Here is a 15,063-nt window from a genome sequence, read left to right on the forward strand (position 1 = left end):
CATTGGTGCTCATCCCCCTCCGCCCCTAGGTCCTTCCGCACGAGCTAGTTGCGGAGAGCATGATGTCCGGTCGGCGGGTTGTTGTTACCCAACGTTTTTTCGATGACGCGACGATCGCATATCTTGAAGCCAATGGCTGTGAGGTCGTGGTCGCCGACCTTCCGCCGGGGATGGCGGATGGCGGTCTCGACCACGACGCTTTGGTAGAGACTGTGCGGGGTGCAGCCGGCTGGATCGTCGGCCACGCCCGCGTAACGCGCGAGCTGATGACCGCGCTGCCCGAACTGCAGGTCATCTCGCGCCGCGGCGTCGGCTATGAGCGGGTCGATCTGGAAGCCGCGCGCGATCTCGGCCGGGTCGTCTGCATTGCGGTGGGCGGCAACGACGCCACGGTCGCGGATCATGCCGTCGCGCTCATGCTGGCGGTCGGCCATCGCTTCCGTGAGACGCAGGAGCGGATGATCGCAGGCGACTTCGCGATCCTGACCGGCAACGACCTGTTCGAGAAGGCCGTCGGCATCGTCGGAATGGGCCGAATCGGCCGCAGCCTTGCCAGACGGCTGCAGGGGTTTGATTGCCGCATCCTCGCGTCTACGCGCGCCGGGCTGTCGGATGCCGCCCCGCCCGGTGTCGAATGGGTCGATCTCGACACGCTGGTACGCGAAAGCGACTATATCTCGATCCACGCGCCGTTGACCGACGAAACCCGCTTCCTGTTCGACGCGACCCGGATCGCGCAGATGAAGCGGTCGGCCTACCTCATCAACACTGCGCGCGGCGGGCTGGTCGATGACCGCGCGCTGCTCCACGCACTGCGCAACGGCGTGATCGCGGGGGCCGGGCTCGACGTCTATGTCAGCGAGAGCGATCCCGCGATGCAGGAGGTCACCGAGGCGCTGATCCGCCTGCCCAACGTCGTCGCCACGCCGCATTCGGGCGCCTCGACCCATGAGGGGCTGGCGCGGACCAACATGGCCGCCGCGCGATCGGTGGTGGCGGTGCTGGACGGCCGCGATCCGCAGCCCGAATGTGTTGTCGCCGATGGCCGTTGCAAGTGACCGCGTGACGCCCGACGCGCTACTTCGCACGCTGTTCGATGTGGCGGTGTCGAGCGCGCAGCCGGACCGATGCGTGCCCCAGGCGCTTCCAGAGCCTCCCTTGGGACGTACGGTAGTGATCGGTGCGGGCAAGGCGGCGGCGGCGATGGCGCGGGCGGTCGAGCGGAACTGGCATGCGCCGCTATCGGGGCTGGTCGTCACGCGTCATGGGCATGGCGTACCGTGCGAGCGAATCGTCGTGCGGGAGGCAGGACACCCCGTCCCCGACGCTGCCGGGATCGCTGCCACGCGCGAGATGGTGGCGCTGCTCGATGGTTTGACGGCGGACGATCTTGTGCTGTGCCTGATCTCGGGCGGTGGCTCCGCTCTGCTCGCCGCGCCGCCGCCCGGTGTGTCGCTTGCCGATCTCCAGTCGGTGTCGAACCGATTGCTCCGCTCGGGTGCCGCGATCGGGGAGATGAATTGCGTGCGCAAACACCTCTCGATGGTCGCGGGCGGGCGTCTGGCGGAGCACGTCGCTCCGGCGCGGCTCGTCACGTTGGCGGTTTCGGACGTGCCCGGCGACGACCCAGCGATGATCGCGTCCGGACCGACCATTGCCGATCCCACGACACGTCATGAGGCATTGGCGGTGTTGGCACGGTTCGGGATCGAGGCGCCAGCCGCGATCCGCGACTGGCTCGAGTCCGCGCGGAGCGAAACGCCAAAGTCCGGAACGCTGCCGGATGCCGAGTACCGCCTGATAGCGAGTCCTTCCCTTGCCCTTGAGGCAGCGGCGGAAGCGGCACGAGCGGCCGGCGTCACGCCGCATGTGCTGGGCAGCGATCTGGAGGGGGAAGCGCGCGATATGGGCGCCGCGCACGCCGCGCGCGCACTGGGAGCGCAGCGCGCGGGCGGGCTGCCCTGCGTATTGCTCTCAGGCGGCGAAACCAGCGTCACCGTGCGTGGCACGGGACGGGGCGGACGCAATGGCGAATATCTGCTCGCACTCACCCACGCCCTGGACGGCGCGCGCGGTATTTATGCGCTGGCCGCCGATACCGACGGGATCGACGGCACCGAGCACAATGCTGGCGCAATCACAGGCCCCGGCACCATTGCCGCCGCCGGCCGGTCCTGCGCCGAAGCGCTGGCGAACAGCGACAGCTATCCGTTCTTCGCGGCCGCCGACGCGCTCGTCGTCACCGGACCAACCTTCACCAACGTCAATGATTTTCGTGCCATCCTGGTCGACGCGCCGGGCGGCAAGGGGGGCTATTCGAAATGATCGCTACAAACGCGCATCGCATCGCCGTCATTCCGGGGGACGGGATCGGCAAGGAAGTGGTGCCAGAGGGCCTGCGTGTGCTCGATGCTGTCGGCCAGCGCTTTGGCTGTGCCTTCCATTTCGACACGTTCGATTTCGCGTCGTGCGACTATTATCTTGAGCACGGCCAAATGATGCCTGACGACTGGAAGGCGCAGATCGGCGGGCATGACGCGATCTTCTTCGGCGCGGTCGGCTGGCCGGAGACGGTGCCGGACCATGTCTCGCTCTGGGGATCGCTGATCCAGTTCCGGCGCGAGTTCGACCAATATGTCAATTTGCGCCCGGTCCGGCTGATGCCGGGCGTCCCCACCCCGCTGGCCAATCGCGCGCCGGGGGATATCGACTTCTACGTCGTGCGAGAGAATACCGAGGGCGAATATTCGTCGATCGGCGGGCGGATTTTCCCCGGCACCGATCGCGAGGTCGTGGTGCAGGAAACGGTCATGACGCGGATCGGCGTCGATCGCGTCCTGCGCTACGCCTTCGATCTGGCTCAGCGGCGCGAGAAGAAGCACCTCACCTCCGCCACCAAGTCCAACGGCATCTCGATTACCATGCCCTATTGGGACGAGCGGGTGGAGGCGATGGCGCCGCATTATCCCGATGTGCGCTGGGACAAATATCATATCGACATTCTCACCGCGCATTTCGTCCAGCATCCCGACTGGTTCGACGTGGTCGTCGCGTCCAACCTGTTCGGCGACATCCTGTCGGACCTCGGCCCCGCCTGTACCGGTACAATCGGCATCGCCCCGGCGGGCAACATCAATCCCGAGCGGCACTTTCCTTCGCTGTTCGAGCCGGTGCACGGGTCGGCGCCAGACATTGCGGGGAAGTTCATCGCCAATCCGGTCGGGCAAATCTGGTCGGCCGCGCTGATGCTCGACCATCTCGGCGAGCGCGAGGCGGGCGCCGCCGTGGTGCGCGCGATCGAGGAAGTGCTGGCCCGATCCGAATACCGCACGCGCGATCTTGGTGGCACGGCCGGTACAACTGAATGCGGCGAGGCGATCGCTGATGCGGTGCTGAGCGGCTGAACGCCCCCGGGGTCAGCTCGAACTGCGGACCGTTAAGGGGAAGCTTCAGGTCCGGAAAGAAGGATCGATCCGGTCGAGCTTGCGCAACAGCGCGGGCCAGGCGAGCAGCTCTGCGGCCATCGCCATCGAGGGACCGGACACCTGATCGCGGACGACATGCGCGACGCCGTCATTGGGCTCGTTCAGCCCGTCGCGCCCCGCCGACAGCATCAGCACCTGTGCATGGCATGCGCGTTCGAGAAAATACATCCGCAAAAACGCCTGGGCGACGCTGGTACCCACCGTGAGCGTGCCGTGGTTGCGCAGCAGCATCGAGTTCCGGTCGCCGAGATCGGCGACGATCCGCTCGCGCTCGTCCAGATTGGTCGCGATGCCTTCATAGTCGTGATAGGCGACGTCATAATGCGCGATCATCGCAGTCTGGGTATGCGGCAGCAGCCCCTCCCGCATCGCCGACACCGCCTGGCCGTGCGGCGTGTGGAGGTGCAAGACCGCCGCGGCATCCTCACGCGCCATGTGAATCGCGGAATGGATGACGAACCCTGCCGCGTTCACCGGCGCCGGGCTATCATCGATCTTGTTCCCTTCGGTGTCGATCTTGACCAGGCTTGACGCAGTGATCTCCTCGAACATGTGCGTATAGGGATTGATCAGGAAATGATGCTCGGGTCCCGGCACGCGTGCCGAGAGGTGGGTGAAGATCAGGTCGTCCCAGCCGTAGAGCGCGACCAGCCGATAGGCGGCGGCGAGATCGACGCGGACCTTCCATTCGGCTTCGGACATCCCCTCGACCGGGGGCTTGAGTTGCGTCGCCATGCGGCCTCTCCTCGATTATGAACGCTACGCCTCGCGCAGCTCCTTCTTCGACAATTTTCCGATGAGCGTCTTGGGCAGCTCATCGCGCAGTTCGATCTCACGCGGCATCTCGATCTTGCTGATCTTGTCCGCCAGAAACGCGCGCAGATCGGCTGGGGTCGCATGTGCGCCCTCGCGCAGTTTCACGAACGCCTTGGGCGCCTCGCCGCGATATTCGTCTGGCACGCCGATCACCGTTGCCTCTGCCACATCGGGATGCTCGTATAGCGCATCCTCGATCACGCGTGGATAGACATTGTAGCCGCCGCACAGGATCAGGTCCTTGATCCGGTCGACCAGGAACAGATAGCCGTCCGCATCGAGATAGCCGACATCGCCGGTACGAAGGGCTCCGTCCTGCAGCACGTCCAGCGTTTCGGCGAGGCGGCCCCAATAGCACTGCATCACCTGCGCACCGCGGACGCAGACTTCGCCGCTCTCCCCGGGGCCCAGCAACCTTCCGGTCTCCAGGCAGCGGATTTCGATGACTGTGTCGGGAAAGGGTACGCCCGCGCTACCGTCGCGAATCTCGCCGGTGGTCGGGTTGCAGCTCACGATCGGCGAAGCCTCGGACAGGCCATAGCCTTCCAGCACCCGCGTGCCGGTCCGTGCTTCGTACCGCACGCGTACTTCGGGCGGCAGCGGCGCTCCGCCTGAAACGCACAGGCGCAACTGCCCGGTCGGCGGAAGATCCGCGTCCGGCAAAGCGTTGAGCGCGGTCAGAATCGTCGGCACCACGAACAGCCGCTCGGGCCGTGTCCGCTTCATCGCCGCGAGAAATGCCTTCATCTCGAACCGCGGCAACAGCACGATGCACGCAGCGGTGTGCACCGAATAGTTCAACACCGTCGTCAGCGCGAAGACGTGGAACATGGGGAGACACCCCATCACGGTCTCCGCCCGGTCGGGCCGGGCATGGTCGTGCCCCGCCATCTGCAGGCAATTGGCGACCAGGCTGCCATGGGTCAGCGCCGCCCCCTTCGGCTGGCCGGTCGTGCCGCCGGTATATTGCAGCACGGCCACGGCGCCCGGCTCCTGCGCAACTGCCGCGACAGCGGCGCCGGCCAGATCGCGGAACCGGGTTAAACGTGTGTCGCCTGGATCCGGCCGGGCGATCGATGCCCGCTTGAGCAGGCGATAGGCAAGCCCCTTGGCCGCGGGCAGCGCGTCCGCGATCGGACAGAGAACGATATGCTCGATCCCCGGCAGCGCTGCGACCCGGGCATGGACATCCGGCACGTCGATCACGAACACATGGCGCGCACCCGAATCAGCGACGATGTGGGCCATCTCGCGCTCGGTGTAGAGCGGGTTCATGCTTACCACGATGCCGCCGATCCGCAGCACCGCGAAATAGGCGATCACGAAATAGGGCGTGTTGGGCAGGCACAGACCCACGCGGTCGCCCGGCGCGACGCCCATCGCCTGAAGCGCGGCGGCGGCGCGCGCTACCCGCGCATCGACCTGTGCCCAGGTCCAGCGCCGTCCCATGAAGTCCAGCGCCGGCCACTCGGGATGCTCTTGCGCCGCCCGGTCAAGGAGGTCGGTGAGCAGTTGCGGCCGAACCGACGCCGTCGCCATCAATCCAGCTCCACCTCGAGCAGGCGGACATACTGCTGGCCCGAATGCATGTCGCGCTCCTCCATCCCACCCTGAGGCGTGGCGCGGGGGTATGAGATCTTGACCATCGCCAGATCTTCGACCGGGATCGTCTTCACCAATGCGGGATCGGTGCCATAGAGCCGTTCGAACAGCGCGGGCGAGAGCGCCGGGCTGTTGTGATACTTCCGGTAATTCTCCGCCCCGTCGAAGAACAGGTCGAAGGTCACCCAGAACGGCCCGGCATTCTTCGACCGGACATGGTGGCAAACGTCGCGAACCTTAGCCATTGGCCGCCTCCAGTGTCTGCGCCTGTGGGACGGACAGGTCGATCCATTCGGTGCGGATCAACTCCATCGGATCATCGACCGCGACGACATGGTTGAGCTTGAACTCATAGACCTGACCGCGCGGCACGTCGGCAGGCGTAAACGCGAAGCCATAGCTGGGCAGTTCCTTGTCCATCACCGCGGGATAGTGGAAGAAATATGGATTGCAGGCGTGCGCGATCGCGTTGGCGATCTCCTGCGTCGCGGCGGTCGCCACGAACAGCATACCGATCTCCGGCGGCGTGGGCGTGCCCTTCGGCACCGGGGCGCCGGTCATCGCGTTCCAGCCATACATGCGCAGCGAGATGTGGAACTCGCCCAACTCGTCGGCAGGGATCGACTTGCGCGTACGGTCGTACAGCGCGGCGAGGATGCGGTCGTGAAATCCCTCGATATCGCACAGCACATCGGGGTCCTGGATGCCAACGAGCATGATCGTCTGGTACCGCCCGCCGCCCGCACCTTCGAGCTTCATCGTATAGGATTGCGGCTCCCACGCCGACCCGGTCACCCGTACGGTACGTGCGTCGAGCGGCGCATAGCGCGCTGCGGTCACGTCGAGCGTCCCGCCCGGCTCGGTCAGGCGGAACGGGTCGGTATTTTCGTAGAGCATGTGCGCGGAAACGCTGTGGGGCGTGCAGCGCGCGGCAAGGCTCAGCGGCTCGACATCGAACCCGTCGTCGCGCACAGTCAGCAGCGCCCCGGAAACATCGCGTTCCTCGGCGCATTGCCCGCCGCATTCGCCGGTCTTGCCCGCGTGCCATGCCTGTCCCCAAGGTGCGCCCTTCCAGATTGGAAAGCAGGCGAGCACTGCGGTATCGGTCGACCGACCGCCCAGGATGATGTCTGCGCCGCTCTCGAGCGCGGCGAGATAGGGCTCCACCCCCATCACCGCGACGATATGGTCGCAGGCATCGACCGTGGCATCGTCGAGCGGCCCCAGCGGCGGCAGCGGACGGACGCGTCCGGCGGCGTTGAGCCGTTTGACCGTCGCCTTGTCCTGTTCACAGCGGAGCAGTGCAATCCGCGGCGTCATGTCCAGTTCGCCCGCCACTTCCAGTACGATGTCGCGGGTCCAGTCGAGATTGATGTCCCCGCCTGCCTGACCCGACGTCCCGATGATGATCGGGATACCTGCCTGCTTCTGCGCCCTCATCAGAATCGTCAGGTCGCGCTTGACCGCGCCGCGATTATTCTTGGACTTGCCGGTCGCAAGATAGGCAGCTCCGCTGTCGGTCGAGCCGGCATCGGAAGCGATGGCATGTGCGCCACGAGACACGCCATAGGCCACCTCGTCCTCGCGTACGCCGGCGCCCAGTGATCCAGTAGGGACCAGGATTTTCACGCCGTCAGAGAATTGCTCGTTCATACTGCCTCCATCCCCACAACCATACACGCGGGAGAAAGTGGATGCAATTTGTGATAGAGTGCATCCACTGTATGTATTGATGCGTCGTCGCGATCGTCTCGGCGCCGCACCATGTCCATCGCTTTACCGACCGGGGGCTCAGTCATCGTTGAACGGCGCAGTGGGATCTAGCGCGTCGGGCTCGCCCGGATCGGACAGCGCTGTGCAGCTCGGTGCCGGCGTGGTGCCAGCAAGCAACGCCTTGGCAAAGCGATGGGCGTCGTCGAACGATCCATGCAACGCGCCGTCATGGCCAAGACCCGCATAGACCCGCCAGATCACGCGATTGCCGCCGCGACACAGCGCGACCGCACCGGCATATTGGCGATGCGCGGTCGTCGTTCGGTCGGCCTTGCCGCTGGCCAGAAACACCGGGATGCCGATATTTGCGCTTGGCATGTCCTTGAGCCGCAGCCGGTACCCCTTCAGCGTGTCCATCGGGACGCTGAATGCATCGGCCAGGTCGCTGACCCCCGCCTTGCGCGCGCGCGCAGCAATGTCGCGCGTGCATCCTGTTCGGGCGGCATCGAGCAGCTGCGCGCCTACGGGGGTGACGAGCGCATCAATCGACGGCGCGCCGGGGCGCAATCCGCCGGCTGCAACCTCAAGGAACAGGGTGTTGCTCTGCCGGTCGGGAAGTGCGATCGGGCCGTCGGGAAAGTCGCTGGTCAGCGCGCTTGCGACCACGCCGCGCACATCGAGATCGGGGGCATAGGCGCGCGCCTGGATTGCGGCGCCCATAACGGCACCCGACCCCTGCGACTGGCCGACGAGGAACACGCGGTTGGAGATAGCATCTCTGCGATGCGCCAGCGCGGCGCGGGCCGCATCCAGCACGGAAGCACCCGATGACTGCCAGTGGTGATAGGGATGCGGACCCGGGCCGCCGAGCCCCTGATAGTCGCTCGCCGCGACCGCAAACCCCTGCTCGAGCCATTTGTCGAGATAGACCGCGTCGCGCGCGCGGTAGCCAGTCCAGGATGGCGCGCAAGCGTCCGAGATGCCGAGCGTGCCGTGACCCCAGGAAACGAGCGGCCAGCCCCCTGCGGGCGGGGTCCCCTTGGGCAGGAACAGCACGCCGCTGACAGGCAGTTCGCCCGACTTCCAGCGCAAGTCGCGCGATGTGTAGAGCAGACGGATCGCCTCCCCCGCATGTGGCATATCGGCCTGCACGGGGATCGGTTCACTGCGAAGTACGGTGCCCGGAGCGCCCAGGGACGCCCCGTCAAAGCGGTAGAAGGGCGAAGGCGGCGCATCGCCGGCTGTCGCACCGGTGGGCAGCGCGTCCCGTCGCGACGCGCCACCGGCTGTCGCGCATGCCGCCAATGGGAGCGAGAGGATCAGGGTGATGAGTGCGGCACGGAGTTCGGTCATGGATTACGGTCCCGGGATCAGTCGGACGGCAATGACAGCGGCGCGCGGGCAAGGCCTTCGCGCCGCTGTCGGCCCCCCTTTGAGTCAATATTGCCAGCGCAGCGTCGCGCCGTAGGTGCGCGGCGGGCTGAACGCGCCGAAGTTCGCGCCCAGGTTCGTCCCCTGCCATGTTCGTGCGCGCTCGTCGGTCAGGTTCTTCGCCCAGATCGACAATGACCAATGATCGGCGATCCCGTCGATGATCAGCCGCGCATCGACATATTCGGACGGGCCGCGCAGCTCGGGCGGCTGATTGCTGTTATCGTCGAAGATCTTGCTGGTGTAGAGATAGTCGGCGGCCGCCGTAATCTCGACGCCCGATGCCATCCGATAGGTATAGGAGGGTGAGAGGGTCAGCTTGTGCTCGGGCGCGCGCGACAGCCGGTTGCCGGAATAATCGGTGCCGCCCTCGACGAAATCGACGAACTTCGCATCGGTATAGGCATAGGAGGCGGAGAGGCTCAGGCCATCGACCGGACGCGCGACGAGTTGGGTTTCATAGCCTTGGACGCGTGCCTGTCCGGCGTTCGACACCACGAATTGACCGCCAACCAGCTGGCTGGTCTGAAGATCCGTATAGTCGACGTAGAACAGGGTGTTGTTCCAGACGATCCGCCGGTCCCAGAAGCTGCTCTTCTGACCGATTTCATACTGGGTTGCGGTTTCGGGCAGGAAGGGCCGGGCCGCCTCGTCGGCATTGGCGGGGGTGTCCTGGAACCCGCCGCTCTTGAACCCGCGCGAGACCGACGCGTAGAGCATATGGTCGGGGGCCGGGCTGAATTCGACGCCGGCGCGCCAGGTGACGGCGTCGAAAGAACCCTCCGCAGTCACGTCGAAGAATTCCTCTGCCCGCACCGGGATCAGGCTGCGCGTGTTCCAGACGTGGGAGCGCTTGTCGTCACGGGTCCAGCGCACGCCGCCGAACACCGAAAGCTTGTCAGTGATCGGGATCGACGCGTCCCCGAAGAAAGCGATGCTGTCGAGCGTCGCGACATTGTCGAAAATCTCGGTGATCGTGAACGGCGCGATGACGGGCGCGTCCAGCGTCATCTCGTTCGTGCGTTCGACCGTCTGGCTATAGTGATAGAAGCCGACAACCCAGTTGAGCTTCGATCCCGGCAACGACGACAGCCGCAGCTCCTGGCTTGACAGCTCTGCGGTCTCGTCATCCCCGCCCGCGATGTTGATGTCGTTATAGCCCGGGGACGTCGGATCGGGATTGCCGCCGTCGAGATCGTATCGGGAACTGTAATCGACTTCGCGATAGGAGCCGAGGAAGGTCAGCGTGCCGAACCCCAGGTCCTTCTGGATTTCCGCGCGCACGCCAAACGTATCGCGGTCCTGATATCCGACGGTAGATCCGTAGGTGACGTCGGGATCGAAGTTGGACGTATAGAAATTCGACAGCGGATCGCTGCCGTCGAGTTCCAGAGTGTGATTCGCCGGACCGGTCATCCGGTCACGGGTGCCATCGACCGTCAGATGAAATCGAAAGCTGTCCGAAGGCTCGCCGGAAATCTGGAGCCTTCCGCTCAGCGTGTCCTGATCGTCGATGCTCCGGCCGAGATACGGATTGAAGGTGTAGCCGTCATGGCTGCGATAGGCGCCGCTGAGGCGCACCGCGCCCGTGTTATTGGCGAACGGCACATTAAGATAGCCAGCGCCTTCGATCCGGTCGAAATTGCCGTAGGTGAATTCGGCACCGGCGTCGAAGCCGGCCAGTTCGGGCCGGCGCGTAATGACATTGATCGCGCCGCCGACGACGTTGCGGCCGAACAGCGTTCCCTGCGGCCCCTTCAGCACCTCGATCCGCTCGACATCGAATGCGTCGAACGCGATCGCCGCTGGCCGCCCGAGATAGATTTCGTCGAGGAATACCGCGGTACTCGGATCGCCCGCAGCGCCACGGTCGCTCGATCCGATCCCGCGGATGAACAGGCGGGGCTGGGTCGCCGGATAGGCGTCGAAGGCAAGCCCCGGGGTACGCGTCACCACGTCGCCGATCTGCTGAATGCGCGCGTCCTGGATTTCTTCGGCACCAAAAACGGTCACGGTCACCGGCACGTCCTGCAGGCTCTGGCTGCGGCGCTGCGCCGTGACAATGATTTCCTGCGCGCGGGACGGATCCGTATCCTGCGTCCCGTCCTGACCTTCAGCCTCGGTCGCTTCTGCGGCAAGCTCGGACTTCGCGGCGCTGGCATGCGCCGAAAATGGGCCGCAAAGCGCAGCGAGTGCGACGCCAGGCAGCAACCGATATGTGAGTGCTTTCATCCTCTTCCTCCCGTTTAGGGCCGGTGCCGTGTTCGGCATCCTCGTGAGCAAAGAGACGTAGAAACATCCGATTTGTCAAATTTTGGATTCAATCTTGGAAGTCGCAGAAACCCGCCGAAAACAACGATTTTCTGCCGTTCATTGAACCCCGATCATATTCCTGCATGAATTCATCACAAATCCGCCATTTCGTGGAAGCGGCTTCATCGGCATGATCGGGGCGGGAGCGGATCACGAATGAATGTAATGTCGATCGATGCCGACCAATGAAGATTGTCAGGACCCTATCTGCGCGTGGCAAGCGCAGCGAGCCGGTCGCGCGACCGCATCACATGCGCCAGCATTTCCTGTTCCGCGCGAGGGGCATCTTCGGCGACAACCGCGTCCAGGATACGCTGATGATCGGCCTGGGATTCGAGAATATGGGCGGGCGGGGCCGCAGGAATGGTGCGATGGCGCATCGGCACGCAGGCGGCCACTGCCGGACACAGTCGCGCCACATCGCCGAACACCGGGTAGATCACCGTCATCCGGATCGCGCTGCGGATAGCCATGTTGCGGGACACGCGCACGATCATCGAATGGAAATCGCGATTGAGCTTGTACCAGCGCCGCTCAATCTCCTCAGACCAGGCGCCATCCGCAATGATCGTACCTGCTTCAGCGACCGTCGCCTGAAGCTGTTCCAATTCCTCGGCCGCCCAGCCGTAGTCGACCGACAGGCCGCAGGCCCGGCTCTCCAGCACTGCACGCGCCTCGATAGCGTCGAGGATGTCGCGCAGCCGGATGTCGCGCACCATGTAGCCGCGATTGACATGGTAGGAGACGAGCCCCTCTACCGCGAGCACGGCCAGCGCGCTGCGCACGGGGGTCCGCGACACGCCGAGCTCCTGCGCGATCGATTCGGCCGCCAGCCGGGCGCCCGCCGCGATCTGACCCGTCACGATCAGCTCGCGCACCCGCGTCAGCACCGTCGTCGTCGCGGGCTCGGCGCGCTGGCCGTCGTCGCGCGCATACGGGTCGGAGGGGGTCGATCGGGCCATTCTCGGCCAGACCTTAGCAGCCTCGAATGCGGCTGCAATCGCCCGTATTCCTCTTTGAACGTGTTCGGGAAATCCATCGCATGACCTTGGCCCTTCTGGGTTTCGCCACCGTGGCGACCTTCATCCTGCTGATCATGACCCGGCGGCTTTCCGCTGCCGTGGCGTTGATCGCGGTGCCGATCCTGTTCGGACTGCTCGCCGGAGCGGGCGACGAATTGGGCGCGATGGTCGTCAAGGGGATCGTTGATGTAGCCCCCATTGCCCTGCTGTTGTCCTTCGCGATCCTCTATTTCGGGATCATGATGGACGCGGGTCTGTTCGACCCTCTGGTCAGGCGAATCCTCGACTTTGTCGGCAATGATCCCATGCGGATCGCAGTCGGGACCGCCGCCCTCTCGTCGCTGGTCTCGATCGACGGAGACGGGACGACGACCGCGTTGATCGTCATTTCCGCGCTGCTGCCGGTCTATCGCACCGTGGGGATGAACCCGCTGATCCTGGCAACGCTGCTTGGCCTGACCAATTCGGTAATGAACTATGTCCCGTGGGGTGGGCCGAGCGCGCGCGCCGCGACGGCGCTGAAAATCGATCTGGTGCACGATCTCTTCATCCCGATGGTACCGACGATGCTCGTCGGTCTTGGCTTCGCGTTCCTGCTCGCCTGGCGGTTCGGCCGGTCCGAGCGCCAGCGCCTGGGCTGGGCGCCAGAAGCAATGCGCCTCGGCGCCGCAGTCGAAATCGCCAGCCCACCGGAACGGCGACCGCATCTGTTCTGGGTCAACCTGTTGCTCACCCTCGGCCTGATGGGCGGCATGTTCGCCGGGCTCGCGCCGCTGCCCGTGCTGATGATGGGCGCCTTCGCGCTGGCAGCGACGATCAACTATCCCCGGCTTAAGGAGCAGCGGGAACGCATCGACGCCCATGCCACCAATGTGGTGACGCTGGTGGCGCTGATCTTCGCCGCCGGTTCATTCACCGGCATCCTGGAAGGGACCGGCATGCTCGACGCGATGGCGCGCGCGATTCTGGCCGGCGTGCCGCCTTCGATGGGTCCCTATCTCGCGCCGATCACTGCGATGCTCAGCATGCCGCTCACCTTCCTGATGTCGAACGACGCTTATTATTTCGGGATCGTCCCGGTCGTCGCGCAGGCCGCGTCGAGCTTTGGCGTACCGGCCGAAGCGATCGCCCGCGCGTCACTGATCGGACAGCCCGTGCACTCGCTCAGCCCGCTGCTGGCGCCGATCTATCTGGCCTGCGCACTGCTCGGCGTCGAGGTAGGCGATGTACAACGTTTCGCGCTCAAATATGCGATACTGATGTCGTTGATCCTGCTCGCGGCGATGCTGCTGACCGGTATCGTGCCGCTCTCGGTCTGAGACCCGCGCATGTCCGCCGATTCAGGCGACGCCGATAAAGTTCGGTCACCCGCGCCCGAGGTGGCCTATGCCGCCTTTGTCGAAACCAACCTGAAGCGAAACTATCGTGCCCATTTTGCCGACGGGATGCTGAGCTTCACCGGATTCCGACTGGTTTCGACACCCACATTCACCCCCGCCTTTCTACTGGCGCTCACTGGTTCGCCGACAATGGTCGGCGTTGGCATTTCACTGCTCCAGGCGGGCGCGATGCTCTCCCCGGTATTTGTCGCGGCAGCAATAGATCATCGCCGCCGCATTCTGCCTGCGGCGCTTTGGATCGGCCTGTTCATGCGGCTGGCGATCCTGGCGCTGGCCCTTGCCGGCTGGCTGCTGTCGGGTAGCGCGGCGATATTCGTCTCCTTTGCAGCGCTGATCCTGCTCGGATTGGGGATGGGCGGGCAGCGCGTCGCGTTCCAGACATTGCTCGGCAAGGTGATCCCGATCGACCGGCGGGGGCGACTTCAGGGCTGGCGCAATTTCTGTGGCGGGGTCGTCGCGGCACTGCTCTCGATCGCGGCGGGCAGGTGGCTGCTCGGCGCCACTCCGACAAGCCATGACTATGCGGAGATTTTCCTTTTCACCTTCGCGCTCAGCAGTACAGGGCTGCTCATCATCGCGATGACGATGCGCGAGCCTGAAGCGCCGACGGTACGACCGCGTCTCGGCTATCGCGCGCTGCTGCGGGATCTCCCAGTACATTTCGCAGACCTGCGCTTTCGTCGATTCTCGATCGTGGTCGCATGCAGCGCCATCGCGCGGGCCGCGTCGCCCTTCTATATCCTGCACGCCGGGCAGGTCGTGGGGATGGATGGGCAAGCGATCGGCATGCTCGCCCTGTGCTTCACCGGGGCCGAAACGCTGTTCAACCTGTTCTGGGGCAGGACCGGCGATTTGCGCGGCTATCGCGCCACCTTTTTGCTTGCCCTGCTGCTTGGCATCGTCGCGACGCTGCTACTCGCACTCTCACGGGACTGGATTTGGACCTATCTCGCGTTTGCGGGGCTTGGTGCATGCTATTCAGGACTGTCGCTGAGCCAGCAAACCATGGTTCTGGAACTCGGTCCGCGCGAAACGCTGGCGATGCGGCTCGGCCTTTCCAGCAGCATCGATGGCATCGTCTCCAGCCTTGGGCCGGGGCTGGCCGGATTGACCGCGCTGTGGTGCGGCTACGCGCCGCTGTTCGTCGTTTCGGCATCCCTGTTCGCGCTGGCATTGTTTCCTCTTGCGAGGTTGGGCGGCGTTGAGCGACCACGGCGGTAACAAGGATCTGGCCGCACAGGCCGCCTTTCGCCCTGCGGTTCGCTCTGACCGGTTTCGCAA

Annotated in this window: 12 protein-coding genes; 5 read left to right on the top strand and 7 right to left on the bottom strand. The window is 65.0% G+C overall.

The annotated features are described in order from the left end of the window. Positions 1-59 precede the first annotated feature (59 nt). From FPZ54_RS15920 to FPZ54_RS15930, 3 genes are read left to right on the top strand one after another with little or no spacing between them, the layout of a single operon-like run. Positions 60-1,058 carry a phosphoglycerate dehydrogenase gene (locus FPZ54_RS15920; protein ID WP_145848797.1) on the top strand — a complete coding sequence of 333 codons (999 nt, stop codon included), beginning with the start codon at positions 60-62 and terminating at the stop codon, positions 1,056-1,058. Continuing rightward, on the top strand, positions 1,042-2,325 hold the full coding sequence (locus FPZ54_RS15925) for a glycerate kinase type-2 family protein (RefSeq protein ID WP_145848800.1): 1,284 nt from the start codon (positions 1,042-1,044) through the stop codon (positions 2,323-2,325). Before FPZ54_RS15920 ends, FPZ54_RS15925 begins: the two co-directional genes overlap by 17 nt. Further along, positions 2,322-3,404, top strand: a complete 1,083-nt coding sequence (locus FPZ54_RS15930; RefSeq protein WP_145848802.1) for a tartrate dehydrogenase — start codon at positions 2,322-2,324, stop codon at positions 3,402-3,404. The genes FPZ54_RS15925 and FPZ54_RS15930 overlap by 4 nt, the downstream gene beginning before the upstream one ends. Before the next feature lie 45 nt (positions 3,405-3,449). On the opposite strand, the gene FPZ54_RS15935 is transcribed toward FPZ54_RS15930, so the two are convergent. The 7 genes from FPZ54_RS15935 to FPZ54_RS15965 all read right to left on the bottom strand — a co-directional run bounded on the left by FPZ54_RS15935 (position 3,450) and on the right by FPZ54_RS15965 (position 12,322). Continuing rightward, positions 3,450-4,220 carry a class II aldolase/adducin family protein gene (locus tag FPZ54_RS15935; protein WP_145848804.1) on the bottom strand — a complete coding sequence of 257 codons (771 nt, stop codon included), beginning with the start codon at positions 4,218-4,220 and terminating at the stop codon, positions 3,450-3,452. A 24-nt stretch (positions 4,221-4,244) separates the two neighbouring features. Further along, positions 4,245-5,840 carry a long-chain-fatty-acid--CoA ligase gene (locus FPZ54_RS15940; RefSeq protein WP_145848806.1) on the bottom strand — a complete coding sequence of 532 codons (1,596 nt, stop codon included), beginning with the start codon at positions 5,838-5,840 and terminating at the stop codon, positions 4,245-4,247. Next, positions 5,840-6,148, bottom strand: a complete 309-nt coding sequence (locus tag FPZ54_RS15945) for a DUF4387 domain-containing protein (protein WP_145848808.1) — start codon at positions 6,146-6,148, stop codon at positions 5,840-5,842. The genes FPZ54_RS15940 and FPZ54_RS15945 overlap by 1 nt, the downstream gene beginning before the upstream one ends. Further along, a complete protein-coding gene (locus FPZ54_RS15950; protein WP_145848810.1) occupies positions 6,141-7,556 on the bottom strand; it encodes an acyclic terpene utilization AtuA family protein in 1,416 nt (471 codons plus the stop codon). Before FPZ54_RS15950 ends, FPZ54_RS15945 begins: the two co-directional genes overlap by 8 nt. 138 nt (positions 7,557-7,694) lie before the next feature. Beyond that, positions 7,695-8,969 (bottom strand): lipase family protein, encoded by a 1,275-nt coding sequence (locus FPZ54_RS15955; RefSeq protein ID WP_145848811.1) that lies wholly within the window; start codon positions 8,967-8,969, stop codon positions 7,695-7,697. 84 nt (positions 8,970-9,053) lie between these two features. Then, positions 9,054-11,279, bottom strand: a complete 2,226-nt coding sequence (locus tag FPZ54_RS15960; RefSeq protein ID WP_145848813.1) for a TonB-dependent receptor — start codon at positions 11,277-11,279, stop codon at positions 9,054-9,056. Positions 11,280-11,563: 284 nt separating this feature from the next. Further along, positions 11,564-12,322 (bottom strand): GntR family transcriptional regulator, encoded by a 759-nt coding sequence (locus tag FPZ54_RS15965; protein ID WP_145848815.1) that lies wholly within the window; start codon positions 12,320-12,322, stop codon positions 11,564-11,566. Positions 12,323-12,402: 80 nt separating this feature from the next. Between FPZ54_RS15965 and FPZ54_RS15970 the strand changes: the two genes are divergently transcribed. Next, positions 12,403-13,701 (top strand): CitMHS family transporter, encoded by a 1,299-nt coding sequence (locus tag FPZ54_RS15970; RefSeq protein WP_145848817.1) that lies wholly within the window; start codon positions 12,403-12,405, stop codon positions 13,699-13,701. A gap of 9 nt (positions 13,702-13,710) precedes the next feature. Next, positions 13,711-15,003: an MFS transporter gene (locus FPZ54_RS15975; RefSeq protein ID WP_145848819.1), complete on the top strand. Its 1,293-nt coding sequence runs from the start codon at positions 13,711-13,713 to the stop codon at positions 15,001-15,003. Positions 15,004-15,063 lie beyond the last annotated feature (60 nt).

Source organism: Sphingomonas suaedae, assembly GCF_007833215.1.
Taxonomy (GTDB): Bacteria; Pseudomonadota; Alphaproteobacteria; order Sphingomonadales; family Sphingomonadaceae; genus Sphingomonas; species Sphingomonas suaedae.